This is a genomic window from Streptomyces griseorubiginosus (genome assembly GCF_001514195.1).
In the GTDB taxonomy this organism is placed as follows: Bacteria; Actinomycetota; Actinomycetes; order Streptomycetales; family Streptomycetaceae; genus Streptomyces; species Streptomyces griseorubiginosus.
Genome location: NZ_KQ948734.1, coordinates 1,109,915 through 1,128,748 on the forward strand (window position 1 = coordinate 1,109,915; position 18,834 = coordinate 1,128,748).

16 protein-coding genes are annotated in these 18,834 nt (G+C 71.1%); 11 read left to right on the top strand and 5 right to left on the bottom strand.

Annotated features, from left to right (window positions below; genetic code table 11):
• Window positions 1–10: 10 nt before the first annotated feature.
• The gene (locus tag AQJ54_RS04990; RefSeq protein ID WP_062234186.1) at window positions 11–1,876 is read right to left on the bottom strand and encodes an ABC transporter ATP-binding protein; all 1,866 of its coding nucleotides are present in this window, start codon (window positions 1,874–1,876) and stop codon (window positions 11–13) included.
• Window positions 1,873–3,681: an ABC transporter ATP-binding protein gene (locus AQJ54_RS04995; protein ID WP_062234188.1), complete on the bottom strand. Its 1,809-nt coding sequence runs from the start codon at window positions 3,679–3,681 to the stop codon at window positions 1,873–1,875. The genes AQJ54_RS04990 and AQJ54_RS04995 overlap by 4 nt, the downstream gene beginning before the upstream one ends.
• Window positions 3,682–3,887: 206 nt before the next feature.
• On the opposite strand from AQJ54_RS04995, the gene AQJ54_RS05000 reads away from it, so the two are divergent.
• From AQJ54_RS05000 to AQJ54_RS05015, 4 genes are read left to right on the top strand one after another with little or no spacing between them, the layout of a single operon-like run.
• On the top strand, window positions 3,888–4,841 hold the full coding sequence (locus AQJ54_RS05000; RefSeq protein WP_062234192.1) for an ABC transporter ATP-binding protein: 954 nt from the start codon (window positions 3,888–3,890) through the stop codon (window positions 4,839–4,841).
• A complete protein-coding gene (locus tag AQJ54_RS05005) occupies window positions 4,838–5,572 on the top strand; it encodes an ABC transporter permease (RefSeq protein ID WP_062026968.1) in 735 nt (244 codons plus the stop codon). Before AQJ54_RS05000 ends, AQJ54_RS05005 begins: the two co-directional genes overlap by 4 nt.
• A gap of 25 nt (window positions 5,573–5,597) precedes the next feature.
• The gene (locus AQJ54_RS05010) at window positions 5,598–6,848 is read left to right on the top strand and encodes a sensor histidine kinase (RefSeq protein ID WP_107121000.1); all 1,251 of its coding nucleotides are present in this window, start codon (window positions 5,598–5,600) and stop codon (window positions 6,846–6,848) included.
• Window positions 6,838–7,476, top strand: coding sequence for a response regulator (locus AQJ54_RS05015; RefSeq protein ID WP_062026964.1), 639 nt, complete (start codon window positions 6,838–6,840; stop codon window positions 7,474–7,476). The genes AQJ54_RS05010 and AQJ54_RS05015 overlap by 11 nt, the downstream gene beginning before the upstream one ends.
• Here the strand turns inward: AQJ54_RS05015 and AQJ54_RS05020 are convergent.
• Together AQJ54_RS05020 and glgX are read right to left on the bottom strand one after the other, a co-directional pair.
• Entirely contained in the window at window positions 7,473–8,885 is a 1,413-nt protein-coding gene (locus AQJ54_RS05020) for a sulfatase family protein (protein WP_211278489.1), read from the bottom strand. The genes AQJ54_RS05015 and AQJ54_RS05020 overlap by 4 nt on opposite strands.
• A gap of 75 nt (window positions 8,886–8,960) precedes the next feature.
• Window positions 8,961–11,207, bottom strand: coding sequence for a glycogen debranching protein GlgX (gene glgX / locus AQJ54_RS05025; protein WP_062234206.1), 2,247 nt, complete (start codon window positions 11,205–11,207; stop codon window positions 8,961–8,963).
• A gap of 296 nt (window positions 11,208–11,503) precedes the next feature.
• On the opposite strand from glgX, the gene AQJ54_RS05030 reads away from it, so the two are divergent.
• From AQJ54_RS05030 to AQJ54_RS05055, 6 genes are all read left to right on the top strand, one after another.
• Entirely contained in the window at window positions 11,504–12,730 is a 1,227-nt protein-coding gene (locus AQJ54_RS05030; protein WP_162952015.1) for a L,D-transpeptidase, read from the top strand.
• Window positions 12,731–12,842: 112 nt separating this feature from the next.
• Window positions 12,843–14,099, top strand: a complete 1,257-nt coding sequence (locus AQJ54_RS05035; RefSeq protein ID WP_211278490.1) for a L,D-transpeptidase — start codon at window positions 12,843–12,845, stop codon at window positions 14,097–14,099.
• 77 nt (window positions 14,100–14,176) lie between these two features.
• On the top strand, window positions 14,177–14,944 hold the full coding sequence (locus tag AQJ54_RS05040) for an enoyl-CoA hydratase/isomerase family protein (protein WP_030316136.1): 768 nt from the start codon (window positions 14,177–14,179) through the stop codon (window positions 14,942–14,944).
• Between the two features lie 262 nt (window positions 14,945–15,206).
• A complete protein-coding gene (locus AQJ54_RS05045; RefSeq protein WP_062026958.1) occupies window positions 15,207–15,710 on the top strand; it encodes an ATP-binding protein in 504 nt (167 codons plus the stop codon).
• 101 nt (window positions 15,711–15,811) lie between these two features.
• Entirely contained in the window at window positions 15,812–16,543 is a 732-nt protein-coding gene (locus AQJ54_RS05050; protein ID WP_062026956.1) for a polysaccharide deacetylase family protein, read from the top strand.
• Window positions 16,543–17,736, top strand: a complete 1,194-nt coding sequence (locus tag AQJ54_RS05055) for a YncE family protein (protein WP_062234212.1) — start codon at window positions 16,543–16,545, stop codon at window positions 17,734–17,736. Before AQJ54_RS05050 ends, AQJ54_RS05055 begins: the two co-directional genes overlap by 1 nt.
• 28 nt (window positions 17,737–17,764) lie before the next feature.
• Here the strand turns inward: AQJ54_RS05055 and AQJ54_RS05060 are convergent, their stop codons facing one another.
• Complete coding sequence (locus AQJ54_RS05060) at window positions 17,765–18,400, bottom strand: GNAT family N-acetyltransferase (RefSeq protein WP_062234219.1); 636 nt, start codon at window positions 18,398–18,400, stop codon at window positions 17,765–17,767.
• Window positions 18,401–18,571: 171 nt separating this feature from the next.
• Here AQJ54_RS05060 and AQJ54_RS05065 point away from each other — a divergent pair, with 171 nt between their 5' ends.
• Window positions 18,572–18,790 (top strand): EF-hand domain-containing protein, encoded by a 219-nt coding sequence (locus AQJ54_RS05065; RefSeq protein ID WP_020139823.1) that lies wholly within the window; start codon window positions 18,572–18,574, stop codon window positions 18,788–18,790.
• The last annotated feature ends 44 nt before the right edge of the window (window positions 18,791–18,834 follow it).

An 18,834-nucleotide genomic window follows, 5' to 3' on the forward strand; every position in this document is an offset into this window, starting at 1 on the left:
CTGTGCCGGCTCACGCCAGACTGTCCCGCCAGGCCCGGTGCAGATCCGCGAACCGGCCGGTGCCGGCGACGAGTTCGGCCGGTGTGCCGTCCTCGACGATCCGGCCGTGCTCCATCACCAGGACCCGGTCCGCGATCTCCACGGTCGACAGCCGGTGCGCGATCACCACGGCCGTACGGCCCCTCAGGACCGTCGTCATGGCCCGCTGCACCGCCCGCTCGCCCGGGATGTCCAGCGAACTGGTCGCCTCGTCCAGGATCAGCACCGCCGGGTCCGCCAGCAACGCCCGTGCGAACGCCACGAGTTGGCGCTGCCCGGCCGAGATGCGGCCACCGCGCTTGCGGACGTCCGTGTCGTAGCCGTCGGGCAGGGCGCTGATGAAGTCGTGGGCGCCGATCGCCTTCGCGGCCCGCTCGATCTCCTCGCGGCTCGCGTCCGGACGGCCGATCGCGATGTTCTCGGCGACCGTCCCGGAGAACAGGAACGCCTCCTGGGTCACCATGACCACCCCGCGCCGCAGTTCCGGCACGGCCAGCTCGCGCAGGTCCACCCCGTCCAGCAGGACACGGCCCTCGGAGGGGTCGTAGAAACGGGCGAGGAGTTTGGCGAGCGTCGACTTCCCGGCGCCGGTCGAGCCGACCACCGCGACGGTCTGTCCGGCGGGGAGCGTGAGGTCGAAGCGGGGCAGCACCTCGCCGCCGGTGCGGTACGCGAAGGAGACCCCCTCGAAGGAGACCTCACGGCCGGGACGGTCCGCGGACTCCAGCGCCGGGAGCTGCCGGGGGGCCGACGGCTCCGGCACGGTCGGGGTCTGGGCGAGCAGGCCCGCGATCTTCTCCAGGGAGGCCGCCGCCGACTGGTAGGAGTTCAGGAACATCCCGAGCCGGTCGATCGGGTCGTACAGCCGCCGCAGGTACAGCACCGCGGCCGCCAGCACACCGAGTTCCAGCGAGCCCTGCGCCACCCGGTACGCGCCCCACAGCACGATCCCCGCGACGGCCGTGTTGGCGACCACGCGGGAGCCGACGACGTAGCGGGCCATCTCCAGCAGCGCGTCGCCGTTGACCCGCTCGTGCCGCTTGTTCAGCACGGCGAAGTCGGCGTCGTTGGCGGCCTCGCGGCGGAACGCGCGCACCGGGCGGATGCCGTTCATGGTCTCCACGAACTTCACGATCACGGCGGCGATCGCGGTCGACCGCTTCCGGTACACCCGGCCCGCGCGCCGCTGGTAGATCCGCACCAGCCCGTACAGCGGCACGAAGGAGGCCACCGCGACCGCGCCGAGCCCGAGGTCCAGCCAGAGCAGCAGCGCGGAGATGTACAGGAAGGACAGCACGACGGTGACGAGTTCCTGGAGGCCCTCGTTCAGCAGCTCGCGCAGCGACTCGACGTCCGTCGTCGAGCGGGAGATGAGCCGGCCCGAGGTGTAGCGCTCGTGGAAGTCGATGCTCAGCGCCTGGGCGTGCCGGAAGATCCGGCCGCGGAGGTCGAGCAGGACGTCCTGGTTGACGCGGGCGGAGGCCAGGATGAACGCGTACTGGAGAGCGCCGGAGGCCAGCGCGCACAGCAGATAGCCGACGCCCACCGCGATCAGCGGGCCATGGTCGTGGTCCCGGAACGCGGGTACGGCCCGGTCGATCGCGTAGGCCACGATCAGCGGGCCCGCCTGCACGGCCGCCTGCTGGAGCAGCAGCAGGAGGGTCGTGACGGTGACGCGGGCTTTCATCGGGGCGAGCAGCGAGCGCAGCAGGAGGGAGGTCGCGCGCGGGGGAGCGGGCAGCCGGTCCTCGTCGAACGCCGCGTCGGCGCGCTCCTGACCGGGCGGCCGCGGCTCTTCGTCCGTGCTGGTGGGCGCGGACGTGGTGGGGGCCGTCATCGGGCGTCCTCCCCTTCCCCGGAGTCCCCGGACCCGGACATCAGATGGGCGTACTCGGCGTTGCTGCGCAGCAGTTCGTGGTGGGTGCCGACGGCCGTGATCCGGCCCTCCGACAGCAGCGCGACCCGGTCGGCGAGCTGCACGGTGGAGGGGCGGTGGGCGACGATCAGCGCGGTTGTGTCGGCCAGGACGTCCCGCAGGGCGGCCTCCACGGCGGCCTCGGTGTGCACGTCCAGGGCGGACAGCGGGTCGTCCAGGACGAGGAACCTCGGCCTGCCCACGACGGCCCGGGCGAGCGCGATGCGCTGGCGCTGGCCGCCGGAGAGGCTCAGGCCCTGTTCGCCGACCTGGGTGTCGGCGCCCTGGGGGAGGGCGTGCACGAAGTCTGCCTGGGCCACGGAGAGGGCTCGGTCCAGTTCCTGTTCGTCCTGGCCCATCAGGACGTTGTCGGCCACGCTGGTGGAGAAGAGGGTGGGGTCCTCGAAAGCCACGGCGACCATGGAGCGCAGTTCTTCCCTGGGCATGGCGGTGATGTCCTCGCCGTCCAGCGTGATGCGGCCCGCGGTGAGTTCGTGGAGGCGGGGGACGAGGGCGGTGAGGGTGGTCTTGCCGCTGCCCGTCGCGCCTACGAGGGCCATCGATTCGCCGGGGCGGATGTGGAGGTCGATCAGGTCGAGGATGGGTGGGGAGTCCTCGGGGGCGTCGGGGTAGCGGAAACGGACGTTGTGGAACTGGAGGCCCTCGTTGTCGGCTGCGGGTGCGTGGGGGCTTGTCGCGCCGTTCCCCGCGCCCCTATGGGGCGCGTCTTCCTGCTCCGGTGTTTCGTCCATGGCCTCGAAATAGCGCTCCGTCGCCGTCGCCGCCTCCTGGCTCATGGCCAGCAGGAAGCCGATGGACTCGACGGGCCACCTGAGTGCGAGGGCTGTCGACAGGAAGGCGACCAGCGTGCCCGCCGACAGCTCCCCGTCGGCCACCTGGACGCAGCCCAGGACCAGGGCGGCTCCGATGGCCACCTCGGGGAGCGTGGTGATGACGCCCCAGATCGTGGCCAGCAGGCGGGCCTTGCGCAGCTCGGTGCCGCGCAGCTTCGCCGTCAGGTCACGGAACGCCCGCGCCTGCGACCTGTGCCGTCCGAAGCCCTTGATGATGCGGATGCCGAGCACGCTCTCCTCGACGACCGTGGTGAGGTCGCCGACCTGGTCCTGGGCGAGCCGTGCCACATGGTGGTACCGCTTCTCGAAGATCACGCAGGTGACCACCACGGGGATCGCGGGCCCCAGGATCACCAGTCCGAGGGCCCAGTCCTGGAGCAGCATGATGATCACGCCGACGAGGATCGTCACGGCGTTGACCAGCAGGAAGGTCAGCGGGAAGGCGAGGAACATGCGCAGCAGCATGAGGTCGGTGGTGGCCCGGGACAGCAACTGGCCGGAGGCCCAGCGGTCGTGGAAGGCCACCGGGAGGCGCTGGAGGCGGCGGTACAGGCCCGCCCGCATCTCCGCCTCCACGTGCGAGAGCGGTCTCGCCACCAGCCACCGCCGCAGACCGAAGAGCAGCGCCTCCGCGAGCCCGAGCAGCAGCAGGTACAGCGCACCCAGCCACACCGCCGCCGTGTCCCCGTCGGCGACCGGACCGTCCACCAGCCACTTCAGGACGAGCGGGATCACGAGCCCCGTACAGGAGGCGAGCACCGCGACGAACGCGGCGGTGAACAGCCGTGCGCGAGCCGGCCGGACATAGGGCCACAGGCGCAGCAGCGTCCGTGCGGCCGATCGGTCCTTGGTGGGTGCATGTGTCGTGGACATCAGCTGCGAGCCTACGGACCGGCACTGACAACGCCCACCGAGTTTTGGCCGGACCGGAATCCGCCGATGGACCTACGACCTGCGTGTTCGAGGGGTCGCACAGGAGTTGCCGGGAGGGTCGTAGCCCCGCATCCACCGATCGGTTGATGCTGCTTCGAGCGCGACGGGCGATGTGGCAGCCGGCCCCGGACCGGGACGCTGATGCCATGTCCGTCATCGAAGTCAGCGAACTGCGGAAGTCCTACGGGGGCCGGGCCGTCGTCGACGGTGTCTCCTTCGCCGTCGAGGAGGGCGAGATCTTCGGCGTCCTGGGCCCGAACGGCGCCGGCAAGACCACCACCGTCGAGTGCGTCGAGGGGCTGCGGGTCCCCGACGCGGGCCGGGTCCGGGTCACCGGGCTCGACCCCGTCGCCGACCACGCGCGCGTGGCCCGCGTCCTCGGCGCCCAGCTCCAGGAGAGCGAACTTCAGCCCAAGCTCACCGTCCGCGAGGCCCTGGAGCTCTACAGCACCTTCTACGACCGTCCCCTCGACTGGCGTCCGCTGGCCGAGCGCCTGGGGCTGACCCAGAAGCTCACCACCCGGTTCGGGAAGCTCTCCGGCGGTCAGAAGCAGCGCCTGTTCATCGCGCTCGCCCTGGTCGGCAACCCGCGGATCGTCGTCCTGGACGAGCTGACCACCGGGCTCGACCCGCGCGCCCGCCGGGACACCTGGGAGCTGATCGAGGACGTCCGCGCCAACGGCGTGGCCGTGCTGCTCGTCACCCACTTCATGGAGGAGGCGCAGCGCCTCTGCGACCGGATCGCCGTGATCGACAAGGGGCGGGTCGCCGCCCTGGACACCCCGGCCGGGCTCATCCGGCGCTCGGCGGGCGGCACGGTGATCAGCTTCACCCCCTCCGCGCCGCTCGACGCGCACGAACTGAACACCCTGCCCGCGCTCGCCTCGGTCGAGGACCGGGCCGGCCGGCTCACCCTGTCCGGCACCGACGAGACGGTGAACGCCGTCATCACCCTGCTCGCCCGCCGGCACGTCACCGCCCACCAGCTGCGAGTCGTGGACGCCACCCTCGACGACGCGTTCCTGGACCTCACGAAGACCGACACGGTGACCGACACGAAGACCGACACGATCACCGACACCCAGGAGGCCACGGCATGAACACCGCCGTACTGCGGACCGAGGTCCGACTCTTCCGCCGCGAACCCGGCGCCCTGTTCTGGATCCTGCTGTTCCCCACCCTGCTCCTGGTGATCCTCGGCTCGATCCCGTCCTTCCGGCACCACGACCCCGACCTCGGCGGCCTTCGCACCATCGACGTGTACGTCCCGGTGGCCGTGCTCCTCGGCCTGATCGTCGGTGGCCTCCAGTCGATGCCCCAGACCCTCACCGGCTACCGCGAGCGGGGCATCCTGCGCCGCATGTCCACCACCCCGGTCCGCCCGACCGCCCTGCTCGTCGCGCAGATGACGGTCTACGGCGGTGCCGCCCTGGCGTCGGGCCTGCTGGCCCTCGCGGTCGGGCGGGTCGGCTTCGCCGTACGACTGCCCGAGCAGCCCGCTGGATACCTGCTGGCCCTGGTCCTCGCCGTGCTCGCCGCCCTCGCGCTCGGCGCGGTGGTCTCGGCGCTGTCCCGGACCACGAAGATGGCCGGCGCGATCGGCTCGGCCGTGTTCTTCCCGGCGATGTTCTGCGCGGGCGTGTGGGCGCCGGTGCAGACCATGCCGCACCTGCTGGCCCGGATCGTCGGGTACACCCCCTTCGGAGCGGCCGCCGAGGCGCTGAACCGGGCCGCGGCAGGGCACTGGCCGGGCTGGACCCACCTCGGCGTGCTGGTGATCTGGACGCTGCTGCTGACGGCCGCCGCGTCGCGCTGGTTCCGCTGGGAGTGAGGCGGCCGTGCCGGACACTGGGGCCATGACCACCACAGGGCCCTTCGAGCCCCGGGCCTCCTTCGACAACTGGGGGCCCTACGCGTTGCTGGCCGCGGGTGTCGTGGCGGCGGCCGTCTCCGCCCGGCCGGTCGGCATGGGCCCGCCCGCGATGGCCGTCTCCGCGGTCCTGGTCGTCGCGGGTGCTGTCCTCCAGGTGTGGTGGAGCAGGGTGCGGCGGAGCGAGCCCGGCCCGAGCCGGACCGGGGTGTGCCTGTACTTCCTGCGCTGGGCCCTGGGGTTCGTGCTGACCTGGCTCAACCCGTTCTTCGCCTTCTACGCGGTGACCGGCTACTACACGGCAGGACGGGAGCTGCCCCGCCGGCTGGTGATGCCCGGTCTGTTCCTGACCGCGATCACCATGGCCGGCAGCGAGGTGGGCGGCATGCCGCCGCGCGGAACGCTCCTGTGGGTCGGGTTCTTCCTCGTCCTGGGCCTCAACATGGGCCTGGTCAGCGTGTTCACCCGGTTCGCGTTGCAGGAGCAGGATCGCGCCCGGTTCCAGGCCGAGACCATCGCGGAACTGGAACGCACCAACACCGCGCTCCAGCAGGCGCTCGACGAGAACGCCGCTCTTCACGCCCAACTCCTCGTCCAGGCACGGGAAGCGGGCGTCGCCGACGAGCGCCGCCGGCTGGCCGCCGAGATCCACGACACCCTCGCCCAGGGCCTGACCGGGATCATCGCCCAGCTCCAGGTCGTCGCGAACACCTCGGACGAGGGGCAGGCCCGCGAGCACGTGCAGCGGGCGATCGACCTCGCCCGGCACAGCCTCGGCGAGGCCCGCCGGTCGGTCCACAACCTCGCCCCGGTCGCGCTGGCCGAGGCGGGACTGCCCGAGGCGCTCAAGCAGACGGTCGCCGAATGGGGCGAACGCACCGGTGTGCGCGCCGAGTTCACCGTCACCGGCACCGCCGAGCAGCTGCACGACGAGGTCTCCGCGACCCTGCTCAGGATCGCCCAGGAGGCCCTGTCCAACGCGGCCCGGCACGCGCACGCCGGCCGCGTCGGCGTCACCCTGAGCTTCCTGACCGACGAGGTCATCCTCGACATCCGCGACGACGGACGCGGCTTCGACCCGCTCGACCTGCCCGCCCGCACCCACGCCGGCGGCTTCGGCCTCGACGGCATGCGGGCCCGGGCCGAACGCATCGCCGGTTCGCTCGCCGTCGAGTCCGAACCGGGCAACGGCACCGCGCTGTCGGCTCGCGTACCGTTGGTCCGCCATGACCGGTGACATCTCGCTGCTGATCGTCGACGACCATCCCGTGGTACGGGACGGTCTGCGCGGCATGTTCGCCTCCGCGCCCGGCTTCACGGTGCTCGGCGAGGCCTCCGACGGCGTCGAGGCCGTCGAACGGGCCGCGGCCCTCGACCCCGACGTGATCCTGATGGACCTGCGGATGCCGGGCGGGGGAGGGGTCGACGCCATCCGGGAGCTGACCCGCAGGGCCGCCCGCGCGAAGGTCCTCGTGCTGACGACGTACGACACCGACTCCGACACCCTGCCCGCGATCGAGGCGGGCGCGACCGGCTACCTCCTCAAGGACGCCCCGCGCGACGAACTGTTCACCGCGGTACGGGCGGCCGCGGAGGGCCGTACGGTCCTCTCCCCGGCGGTGGCGTCCCGGCTGGTCTCCGCGGTCCGCTCACCCAAGGCACCCGCGAACGAGCCCCTGTCCGCCCGTGAGCGCGAGGTCCTCACCCTGGTCGCCCGGGGCACCTCCAACCGCGAGATCGCCCGCGAGCTGTTCATCAGCGAGGCGACCGTGAAGACCCATCTCACCCACCTGTACGCCAAGTTGGGCGTCAACGACCGAGCGGCGGCGGTCGCGACGGCGTACCAGCGGGGGATCCTCGGCTAACCGGGATACGGCAGCAGTCCGGCCGCGGTCCGCTCCCAGGCGGCCTTCAGCTCGGCGAGCAGGTCCGGCTCGTCGGGCGCGAGGTCGGCCTGTTCGCGCAGGTCCGCGCCGAGGTCGTAGAGGTGGTCCTTGCCGGCCGAGTCCTGGTAGTACTTCCACCTCCCGCGCCGCAGGGCCCGGTTGGCCCGCACCCGCCAGAACAGGTCGCGCTCCGGCAACCGTTCGCCCCGCAGCAGGTACCCGGCCAGGCTGGTGCCGTCCAGCGGATAGGCAGGATCGGGGCGCGCGCCGGCCACCTCCAGGAAGGTCGCCGTCCAGTCGGGGGAGAAGTTCGGTTCGTGACTGACCTGGTCGCCGTCGATCCGGTGCGGCCAGCGCACGATGGTCGGCACCCGGATGCCGCCCTCCTGGAGCACGAACTTCTCGCCGCTGAGCGGACACAGATAGGACCAGCGCTCGCCGCCGTTGTCGCTGGCGAAGTACACCAGGGTGTGCTCCTCCTGCCACGAACGGCGCAGAGCGGCGAGCACCTCGCCGACGGCCGCGTCGAGACTCTCCACCATCTCGGTGTACTTGGCGACGGAGCCGCCGTCGTAGTGGTTGAGCGCCGCCGACACCTCCGCCTGGCTCTTCGCGCTGCGGATCCTCGCGGCGATCTCCGCGCCGGTCTCCTCGTCGCCCTCCGCGAGCCAGGGCCAGTGCGGTGTCGTGAAGTTGAGGTTCAGCAGCCAGGGCGTCGAGTGATCACGGCTCACGTAGTCGACGGCCCGCTCGGTGAGGACCTCGGTGTAGTAACGCAGGTCCTGGTGCGTGGCGTCGCCCTCGTAGAGGTCGTAGTCGCCGAGCTGGCCCAGCTTGGAGAAGTACTCCAGCACACCGCCCCGGTTGCCGAAGAACTCGTCCCAGCCCGACTTGGTGGGGCTGTAGTCGGGCAGCCAGCCGCAGTGCCACTTGCCGATCAGGGCGGTCGCGTAGCCGGCCTTCTTCAGCAGGGAGGCGAGCGTGGGGTGGTTCGGGTCCAGCCCCTGCGTCCTGTTCGCGACGGGCTCGGCGAGCCCGCCCGGCGTACGCCCCGGATACCGCCCGGTGTAGAGGCTGAACCGGGTCGGCGAGCAGGTCGAGGACCCCGAGTACGCGTCGGTGAACCGCACGCCCTGCCGGGCCAGCCGGTCCAGGTGCGGCGTCCTGATGTGCGGGGCGCCGTATGACGACAGGTCGGCCCAGCCGAGGTCGTCGCCGAGGATGACGAGGAGGTTGGGCCGTCTGCCGGAGGCGCCCTGGGGCCGGGCCCTGAAGGGACGTTCGGTCAGGGCTTGGGCGGCTTCGGCGGTGGTCGTCGTGCCGGCGACGGCGGTCACGGCGCCGCCACCGACGAGACCACCGAAGGCACGGCGGGACATCTCAGGCATGCGCACGAGTCTGGTCAGCCGGTGGTTGTCATGGCCAGCGATCACATGAGCTGTTCACGGACCTGCAACACCGCCTCAGCCGGCCACCCTGAGCAGCAGCACCGCCCGTGCCGGGACCGTGATCGACGACCCCGCCCGGTGCACCACCCCGGGTGGCCCTGACTGCTCCTCCCTCGACGTGTCGACGACCACCTCGTACCGCTCCGCCCACGGCGGTCCCGGCAGCTGGAAGGGCGTCGGGCGGTCGCCGGCGTGCAGGACGGCCAGGAAGCTGTCGTCGACGATCGGCGCCCCGCGTTCGTCGCGGCCGGGGATGTCCCGCCCCGACAGATACATGCCGAGCGTGGCGGCGGGCGCGTACCAGTCGCCTTCCGTCATCTCGGTGCCGCGTCCGGTGAACCAGGCCAGGTCGCGCAGCCCGTCCGCCGAGTGCGCCCGCCCCGAGAAGAACGCCCGCCGCCTGAGCACCGGATGCCGGTGCCTGAGGTCGATCAGCCGGGCCGTGAGATCGAACAGCGCCTTCCAGCCCGGGTCCTCCAGGAGTCCCCAGTCCACCCAGCTGATCTCGTTGTCCTGGCAGTAGGCGTTGTTGTTGCCGCGCTGCGTGCGGCCCAGCTCGTCGCCCGCGACCAGCATCGGCACCCCCGTCGACAGCAGCAGAGTGGTGAGCAGGTTCCTCAACTGCCGTCGCCTGAGCGCCCGTACCCGCTCGTCGTCCGTCTCGCCCTCGGCCCCGCAGTTCCACGCCCGGTTGTCGTCCGTGCCGTCCCGGTTGCCCTCGCCGTTCGCCTCGTTGTGCTTCCTCTCGTACGACACCAGGTCGCGCAGGGTGAAACCGTCGTGCGCGGTGACGAAGTTGACCGAGGCGTACGGCCGCCGGCCGCCCCACGCGTACAGGTCGCTGGAGCCGGACAGGCGGTAACCGAGGTCCCGCACGTCCGGCAGCGCGCCCCGCCAGAAGTCCCGCACGGCGTTGCGGTAGCGGTCGTTCCACTCCGTCCACAGCGGCGGGAAGGCGCCCACCTGGTAGCCCCCGGAGCCCACGTCCCACGGCTCGGCGATCAGCTTCACCCGCCGCAGCACCGGGTCCTGGGCGATGACCGCGAGGAACGGGGAGAGCATGTCGACGTCGTGCATCGAGCGCGCCAGCGCGGCCGCCAGGTCGAAGCGGAAGCCGTCCACGCCCATCTCCGTCACCCAGTACCGCAGGGAGTCGGTGATCAGCCGCAGCACGTGCGGCTGGACGACGTGCAGGGTGTTGCCGCAGCCCGTGTAGTCCGCGTAGCGCCGGGCGTCCGACTGGAGGCGGTAGTAGCCCCGGTTGTCGATGCCCTTCAGGGACAGCGTGGGGCCCAGCTCCCCCGCCTCCGCCGTGTGGTTGTAGACCACGTCGAGGATGACCTCGATCCCGGCGGCGTGCAGCGCGCGGACCATGCGCTTGAACTCGCCGACCTGCTGACCCGTCGTACCGGAGGCGGCGTAGCCGGCATGCGGCGCGAAGTAGCCGATGGAGTTGTAGCCCCAGTAGTTCTTCAGACCGCGCCGCAACAGATGGTCCTCGTGCGCGAACTGGTGGACGGGGAGCAGCTCGACGGCCGTCACGCCCAGTTCCACCAGGTGCTCGATCGCGGCCGGATGGGCCAGCCCGGCGTACGTGCCCCGCAGTTCCTCGGGGATGCCGGGGTGCAGGGCCGTGAACCCGCGCACGTGCAGCTCGTAGATGACCGAGTCCGCCCACGGGGTCTTCGGCCTCCGGTCCTCCATCCATTCGTCGTCGGTGGCGTCGTCGTGGACGACCACGCCCTTCGGGACGTACGGCGCCGAGTCCCGTTCGTCCCGGACGGTGTCCGCGACCTGCTGCTGGGGCCAGTCGCGGACATGGCCGTACACCTCGGGCGGCAGGCTGAAGTCGCCGTCCACCGCGCGGGCGTACGGGTCCAGGAGCAGCTTCGCCGGGTTCCAGCGGCCGCCGGTCCACGGGTCCCAGCGGCCGTGCACCCGGAAGCCGTAGCGCTGGCCGGGCATGACACCGGGGACGAAGCCGTGCCAGATCTCATGGGTGAGCTCGCTGAGCCGGGCCCGGGTCTCCTTGCCGTCCGCGTCGAACAGACACAGCTCGACGGCCTCGGCGCCGCCCGCCCACAGCGCGAAGTTGGTCCCGGCGACCCCGTCCGGGCCGACCCGGAACCTGGCCCCCAGCGGGGTCGGCGCACCGGGCCACACCGGTACGGGTGGTGCTCCCCGCCGCGTGCCGTTCACCAGCGCGGCGGGGCGCTCCTCGGCGGCTTCGGTCACCGCCTCCTGCTCGGCTGCGCTGGACACCGGTCCTCCCACGGCTCGTGGAACGAGGTGGAAAAGGGCGCACGGCATCCCATCCGCGGCACCCCCTCACGTCGTCCTCCCCACTGTTCTGCCCACGGGTCGCCTCGCACTCACGGGTTCGCTCCGCTGGGTTGGGCGGGGCGCCTTCGGAAGTGCCGGATCAGGTTGTCGGGCGACTGCGGGTCCGCGGGGGCTGGTCGCGCAGTTCCCCGCGCCCCCCAAAGAGTGGTAGGCCCCCGTCGCCGTAGATCCGAAGGTCACGTTTCCCCCCGGTAGGCCCCGTCGTTTAGCCGGTCGTGAGACATGGACAGGGGCGCGCTCGGCGTGCCGGGACCGTGATGGTCGCCGTGGTGACATGGGCAGGACTGGTGGCCGGAGCCGCCGGGTGCACATCGGGCGGGGGTGGCGGGATCAGCGGGGTCGGAGGGTTCGGCAAGCCCCCCGCCCCCGAGGACGTGATCAGGGTCGCCCCCGACGACGGCACCAGGGGCGTGCCGCCCGAGGAGAGGCTGCGGGTCCGGGTGGCCGGCGGGCGCCTGGAGTCGGTCACCGTGGTCAAGTCCCAGGACGCGCAGGACACTCCGGTCCCCGGCCGCATCTCCGACGACGGTCTGCGCTGGGAACCCGACGAGGCGCGGCTCGCGCTCGCCGCGAAGTACACCGTCGACGCGGTCGCCCTCGACGCGCACGGCCGCCGCTCGGCCCGGCACGCGACCTTCACCACGTACGTCCCCGGGAAGCGTTTCGTCGGCTACGTCACCCCAGAGAACCGCTCCACCGTCGGCACCGGGATGATCGTCTCGCTGGCGTTCAACCGGGAGATCCAGGACCGCGCGGCCGTCGAACGCGCCGTCCGCGTCACCGCGCAGCCGCCCGTCGAGATCCGCCCGCACTGGTTCGGCCGGGGCCGCCTCGACTTCCGGCCCGAGCACTACTGGGAGCCCGGGACCCGGGTGACGGTAGCGCTGCGGCTGCGGGACGTGGAGGGCGCGCCCGGCGTCTACGGCCTCCAGTACAAGACCGTCTCCTTCACCGTCGGCCGAAGCCAGGTCTCCCTCGTGGACGCGGCCGAACACACCATGCAGGTCCGGCGGGACGGCGAACTCCTCGCCACCGTGCCGATCACCGCGGGCGCCCCCAGGACCACCACGTACAACGGCAAGATGGTCGTCACCGAGATGCTGGAAGTGACCCGCATGAACAGCCGTACGGTCGGCTTCGGCGGCGAGTACGACATCCCGGACGTCCCGCACGCCTTGCGCCTGACGGACTCCGGCACCTTCCTGCACGGCAACTACTGGGCGCCGGACGCCCCCGGCAGGGTCAATGTCAGCCACGGCTGTGTGGGCCTGAGGGATGTGAAGGGCGGCAGCTCGGAGACGCCCGCGGGCTGGTTCTTCGACCGCAGTCTCGTCGGTGACGTGGTCGAGGTCGTCCACAGCGATGACAAAAAGGTCGCTCCCGACAATGGGCTCGGGGGATGGAACATGACGTGGAAGCAGTGGAAAGCGGGCAGTGACTGAATGGTGACCTTGCACTCACAAGATTCTGAAATTTATGCGGTTAATATGCGCCGACACGCGGTGATCGCGGGGGTGATGCGGGCCTGACCAGGCCCGGCGAGGGGAGATCGACTTGAACGTGCGACCGATATCGGGGGCGTCGGTTGACGCGCGGGGGCGTGGGGCCAAGGGCCTGCTGGCGCTGATACTCGGCGTCCTGCTGCTGGCCGTGACCGCCTGCGGTGGCGGGGGGGCCGGCTCCGGGTCCGGTTCCGGCTCCGGGGACGCCAAGAGCGGGAAGGGTGACTCGGCCGCCGCCGAGACCAAGCAGTCCGAGGCGATCGTCTCCATCACCCCGAAGGACGGCGCGAAGTCCGTCGACACCAGCGGCGCCCTCAAGGTCGCCGCCACCAAGGGCAAGTTGACCGAGGTGCAGGTCAAGGACGCCAAGGGCACCGCGGTGGAGGGGAAGATAGCCGCCGACGGCGCCTCCTGGACGCCGTCCACGCATCTCGCCTCCGGCACCGCCTACACGGTGCACGCGATCGCGAAGGACTCCAAGGGCCGTACGGCGGCCGAGGACTCCGGCTTCACCACCCTGACTCCGAAGAACACCTTCATCGGCACGTTCACGCCCGAGGACGGCTCGACGGTCGGCGTCGGAATGCCGTTCTCGCTCCGCTTCACCCGGGGCATCACCAGCCCCGACGACGTCGAGAAGGCCATCACGATCAAGACCTCGCCGGCCGTCGACGTCCAGGGCCACTGGTTCGGCAACGACCGTCTGGACTTCCGTCCCGAGCACTACTGGAAGGAAGGCACCAAGGTCACCGTCCAGCTGCGCCTCGACGGCGTCGAGGGCCGCAAGGGCGTCTACGGCAAGCAGAACAAGACCGTTTCCTTCACCATCGGCCGCAACCAGGTCTCCGTCGTGGACGCCAAGAAGCACACGATGAAGGTCACGCAGGACGGCAAGACCATCAGGACCATCCCGGTCACCACCGGCAAGCCCGGCTACGACACCTGGAACGGCCAGATGGTCATCAGCGAGAAGCTCGCGGTGACCCGGATGAACGGCGAGACGGTCGGGTACGGCGGCGAGTACGACATCAAGGACGTCCCGCACGCCTCCCGCCTCACCGACTCCGGCACCTTCCTGCACGGCAACTACTGGGGCGGCGACGCCTTCGGCAACTACAACGCCAGCCACGGCTGCGTGGGCCTGCGCGACGTCAAGGGCGGCTACGACAGCGGGGTCCCGGCGGCCTGGTTCTTCAACCACTCCCTGATCGGCGACGTGGTCATCGTGAAGAACTCCCACGACGCGACCGTCGCCCCGGACAACGGCCTCAACGGCTGGAACATGTCCTGGGACAAGTGGACGGCGTGACGCTCCGCTGACAGACGGCCCCGGTGTGAGGTACGGCACCGGGGCCGTTGTCGTTAGCCACGGTTAACCTGACCCCCATGACCGTGAATCTCGAAGTCGCCGAAGGCGTCGGCGTCATCCGTCTCGACCGGCCGCCCATGAACGCGCTGGACGTGGCCACCCAGGACCGGCTGAAGGAGCTCGCCGAGGAGGCGACCCGGCGTGACGACGTGCGCGCGGTGGTCGTGTACGGCGGGGAGAAGGTGTTCGCGGCGGGCGCGGACATCAAGGAGATGCAGAACATGGACCACACCGCGATGGTCCTGCGCGCCCGCGCCCTCCAGGACTCCTTCACGGCCGTGGCCCGCATCCCCAAGCCGGTCGTCGCCGCGATCACCGGCTACGCGCTGGGCGGCGGCTGCGAACTCGCCCTGTGCGCGGACTTCCGGATCGCCGCGGAGAACGCCAAGCTGGGCCAGCCGGAGATCCTGCTCGGTCTGATCCCCGGCGCGGGCGGCACCCAGCGCCTGGCCCGGCTGGTCGGACCGTCCAAGGCGAAGGACCTGATCTTCACGGGCCGTATGGTCAAGGCCGACGAGGCGCTGACCCTGGGCCTCGTGGACCGGGTCGTCCCCGCCGACGAGGTCTACGCCGAGGCGCACGCCTGGGCGGCGAAGCTCGCGCAGGGGCCGGCGATCGCGCTGCGCGCGGCGAAGGAGTCCATCGACACGGGTCTGGAGACGGACATCGAGACCGGGCTCGCGGTGGAACGCAACTGGTTCGCAGGCCTGTTCGCCACCGAGGACCGCGCGCGGGGCATGAAGAGCTTCGTCGAGGAGGGACCCGGCAAGGCGAAATTCCTCTGAATCCCTTGCAATTGACGCGATGTCTGATCCGGGTCCCTCGATGGGGCGGTTTATGGGAGCCTTAAGGCAACCTTAAGTCTGCCTTGTCGAGGGAGTCCGTCGATTGCCTCCTCATGAGCCTCCGCCGCAGGTCACCGGGGCTGTTGACGACCCCGATGTGCCGTTGGCATATGCCGATCACCCTTCTCGGAGCAGCGCGTTCAGGGGGGCGTATTCGTCGGGAACGGCCCCGGAGGGCGCTTTGGGCGGCCATGATGGGGTCATGGCGGGGCTGGAGGGTTTCGAACAGCCGCGGGGAGACGGCCGTGCGACGGCGGCGCGCTGGTCTCCGGCGGTCGAGGACGAGCACGCACTGAAGGCGCTCGAACTGTTCGGAAACCCCACCGAGGCGGAGGTCCCCCTGCCGTCCCGGCCGGAGTCCGCGGCCGCCGCCCGGCGCCTGACCCAGGTGATCGTGCTGCGCGACTGGGGGCTGAGCCCCAAGATGGCGGAGGACGCGGTGTTACTCGTGTCCGAGCTCGTCGGCAACGCCGTACGGCACACCGGGGCACGGGTGTTCGGCCTGCGCATGCGGCGCCGGCGGGGGTGGATCCGGATAGAGGTGCGGGACCCCTCGCGCGGACTGCCCTGTCTGATGCCGGTGCAGGAGATGGACGTCAGCGGGCGGGGGCTGTTCCTCGTCGACAAGCTGTCCGACCGGTGGGGGGTCGATCTGCTGCCCCGCGGCAAGACCACCTGGTTCGAGATGCGGGTGGCCGACAGGTAGTCCGTTGGGTCGATCGGTGACGATCGGCACTCGGTGGGTCGATCGGCGGCGACCGGTACTCGGTGGGTCGATCAGGGCCAATCCGCGACGGAACCCCTTAAATGGGGCGGGTGACCGCTACCGACCGCCGGACCGTGCTGCTCGCCACCGCAGGGCTGACCTTGGCCGCGGGATGTGCGACCAGGAGTGCCGTCGCTCATCCCGCCCCCTCCTCCGCGGGCAGCGCCCCACCCCTCCCCGCCCAGCTCACCCACGGCCCCCGTGACCGCCCCCGGGTCGCCCTCACCTTTCACGGCGCCGGCGATCCCGCCACCGCCCGTGCGCTGCTCACCGAGGCCGAGCGGCGCGGTGCCCGGCTGACCGTGCTCGCCGTGGGCACCTGGCTCGACACCCACCCCGAGCTCGCCCGCCGGATCCTCGACGGCGGCCACGACCTCGGCAACCACACCCTGAGCCACCTCGACATCAACGCGATGTCCGAGGCCGAGGCGCGTCAGGAGATCACCGGCTGCGCCGAGCGGATCCGGCGGCTCACCGGGTCGGTGGGGACCTGGTTCCGGCCCTCCCGCACTCCCACCGCCTCACCCCTCGTCACCCGGCTGGCCCAGGAGGCCGGCTACCCCCACGTCCTGTCCTACGACGTCGACTCCCTCGACTTCACCTCGCCCGGCGCCGCCGCCGTCGCCCGCAAGGTACTCGCCGAGATCCGCGAAGGGTCCGTGGTGAGCCTGCACTTCGGGTACGCCGACACGGTCGCCGCCCTCCCCGTCGTACTGGAAGAACTCGACCGGCGCGGCCTGGCCGCGGTGACCACCACGGAGTTGTTCAGCTGATGACCCGTACCCACGCCCAGCGCGCTCTGATCGCCTGTGCCGCCCTCGTCGTCCTCGCCGCCTGCGGCACCGGGACCAAGGACGGGGCGAAGGAGGCCCTCGGTACCAAGGCGGCCGCCCCCGCCCCGGTGCGACCGGTGAAACCCGTGCGGAAGGCGGTCCAGGGGCTCCCCGGGATGCCGCCCATCCTCGACCCGAAGGACGTCTACGCCGCCGACCGCCCGAACCGGCTCTCCCCGGTGGTGAAGGACTTCCCGTCGCGGGTCTACGTGCCCAACACCGAGTCCGACACGGTCTCCGTCATCGACCCGACGACGTACGAGATCATCGACACCATCCATGTCGGACGGCAGCCCCAGCACGTCGTGCCCTCCTGGGACATGAAGACGCTCTGGGTCAACAACGACCGCGGCAACACCCTCACCCCCATCGACCCGAGCACCGGCAAGGCGGGCAAGCCGGTCGACGTGCACGACCCCTACAACCTTTACTTCACGCCGAACGGCAAGTACGCCGTCGTGATGGCCTCCCTCGACCGGGAGCTGGTCTTCCGCGATCCGCACACCATGGAGCGCAGGAAGACCGTCCCGGTCAGCTGCTACGGCGTCAACCACGCCGACTTCTCCCTGGACGGCCGGTACTTCATCGTGTCCTGCGAGTTCAGCGGGGAGCTGCTGAAGGTCGACACCGAGAAGATGGAGGTGATCGGCCAGCAGAAGCTGCCGTTCGCCGGGGCCATGCCGCAGGACGTCAAGGTTTCGCCCGACGGGAAGCGGTTCTACGTCGCCGACATGATGGCCGACGGGATGTGGGTCCTCGACGGCGACTCCTTCGGCAAGCCGACCCTGCTGCCCACCGGCAAGGGCACCCACGGCCTGTACATCAGCCGCGACTCCCGCGAGATGTACGTCTCCAACCGGGGCGAAGGGACCGTGTCCGTCTTCGACTTCGCCGAGAACCGGGTCACGAAGAAGTGGCACCTGCCCGACGGCGGCAGCCCCGACATGGGGGGCGTCTCCGCAGACGGCAAGGTCCTGTGGCTGTCCGGCCGCTACAACTCCGAGGTCTACGCCATCGACACCCGCACCGGCGCCCAGCTCGCCCGCATCAAGGTCGGCAGCGGCCCGCACGGCCTCGCGGTGTACCCGCAACCGGGACGCTACTCGCTCGGCCACACCGGCATCTTCCGCTGACCCGCACCGGTCCCGCCCGGGCCGTACGTCACTGGGGCGCGAGCAGCACCGCCTCTGCGCCCACCGGGCGGTAGCCCGCTGCCTGGAAGGCGCGCAGGCTGCGGGCGTTGCCCGGGGAGACCTGGGCCCACAGGGGCTCCCCGGCCAGGTGGCGGGCCGCGGTCACCAGGACGCGGCCCAGGCCCCGCTGCCGTACCGCCTCGTCGACCTCGACCGAGACCTCCAGACGGCCGCCGACGCCGCGTCCCGTCACCAGCACCCCGCCGTCCGCCGTCCAGGCCCGGATGTCGTCGCGGCGCCCGCGGGCGTAGGCGATACGGGGATGGTTCGCGTCCTCGATCTCCTTGAGCGCGAGGGGCGGTCCGCCCGGCAGCGGGTCGGCGACCAGCATCGCGTCGATCGTCTCCGACCTGCGCCCGGTCCGCTCCAGCAGGGCCGTCAGGAAACGCGGGTTCATGGTCGCGGCCAGCGGGTCGCAGTCCAGGCCGCGCAGGGTGGCACGGACCCACTCGGGGTCCTCGTCGGTGAAGACCACGGAGTGGGCCGTGAAGGAGAGCACGCCCGCGTCCCGGTGACAGACCTGCGGCACGATCGTGGTCCCGCCGTCCGCGGGCGGGAAGACACCGCGGGCCGCCGCGTCGAGAATGTCCCGCAAAGTCTCCATCACCGGCTCCTTGAGTCTCCCGCCACTGGAGGACCCACCCTCGCAGACATGATCGACGAGGGCACCGGGGTTTCCCCGGGTGGTTGCCGTACGGCGGATCCGGCCAGGCGGCTAATCTGACCTGCGGCAGCAAGCCAGTGAGACACGAAGCACGAGAAGAGGGGCGGACCGGTGGCGCACATCGACATCGAGGAAGCACGCAAGCAGTTCGAGCGGATCGATGCGGACGGTGACGGCTCCATCACCGCCGCCGAGTTCAAGTCCGCCCTGGCCCAGGGCGGCGACTGGAACGTGACCGAGTCGGTCGCCGAGGCGATCATCAAGACCCGCGACCTGAACGGCGACAAGCTCCTGTCGTTCGACGAGTTCTGGGCCTTCCTGAACAAGTAAGGCGTACGGAGAGGGGGGCGCCGCACCGGGCTTTCGGCGGGCGC

What these genes read in the sequence shown, in the direction of transcription:
- AQJ54_RS04990 (WP_062234186.1), bottom strand. Translation starts at nt 1,876, where the DNA reads ATGACGGCCCCCACCACGTCCGCGCCCACCAGCACGGACGAAGAGCCG.
- AQJ54_RS04995 (WP_062234188.1), bottom strand. Translation starts at nt 3,681, where the DNA reads ATGTCCACGACACATGCACCCACCAAGGACCGATCGGCCGCACGGACG.
- AQJ54_RS05000 (WP_062234192.1), top strand. Translation starts at nt 3,888, where the DNA reads ATGTCCGTCATCGAAGTCAGCGAACTGCGGAAGTCCTACGGGGGCCGG.
- AQJ54_RS05005 (WP_062026968.1), top strand. Translation starts at nt 4,838, where the DNA reads ATGAACACCGCCGTACTGCGGACCGAGGTCCGACTCTTCCGCCGCGAA.
- AQJ54_RS05010 (WP_107121000.1), top strand. Translation starts at nt 5,598, where the DNA reads ATGACCACCACAGGGCCCTTCGAGCCCCGGGCCTCCTTCGACAACTGG.
- AQJ54_RS05015 (WP_062026964.1), top strand. Translation starts at nt 6,838, where the DNA reads ATGACCGGTGACATCTCGCTGCTGATCGTCGACGACCATCCCGTGGTA.
- AQJ54_RS05020 (WP_211278489.1), bottom strand. Translation starts at nt 8,885, where the DNA reads ATGCCTGAGATGTCCCGCCGTGCCTTCGGTGGTCTCGTCGGTGGCGGC.
- AQJ54_RS05040 (WP_030316136.1), top strand. Translation starts at nt 14,177, where the DNA reads ATGACCGTGAATCTCGAAGTCGCCGAAGGCGTCGGCGTCATCCGTCTC.
- AQJ54_RS05045 (WP_062026958.1), top strand. Translation starts at nt 15,207, where the DNA reads ATGGCGGGGCTGGAGGGTTTCGAACAGCCGCGGGGAGACGGCCGTGCG.
- AQJ54_RS05050 (WP_062026956.1), top strand. Translation starts at nt 15,812, where the DNA reads ATGGGGCGGGTGACCGCTACCGACCGCCGGACCGTGCTGCTCGCCACC.
- AQJ54_RS05055 (WP_062234212.1), top strand. Translation starts at nt 16,543, where the DNA reads ATGACCCGTACCCACGCCCAGCGCGCTCTGATCGCCTGTGCCGCCCTC.
- AQJ54_RS05060 (WP_062234219.1), bottom strand. Translation starts at nt 18,400, where the DNA reads ATGGAGACTTTGCGGGACATTCTCGACGCGGCGGCCCGCGGTGTCTTC.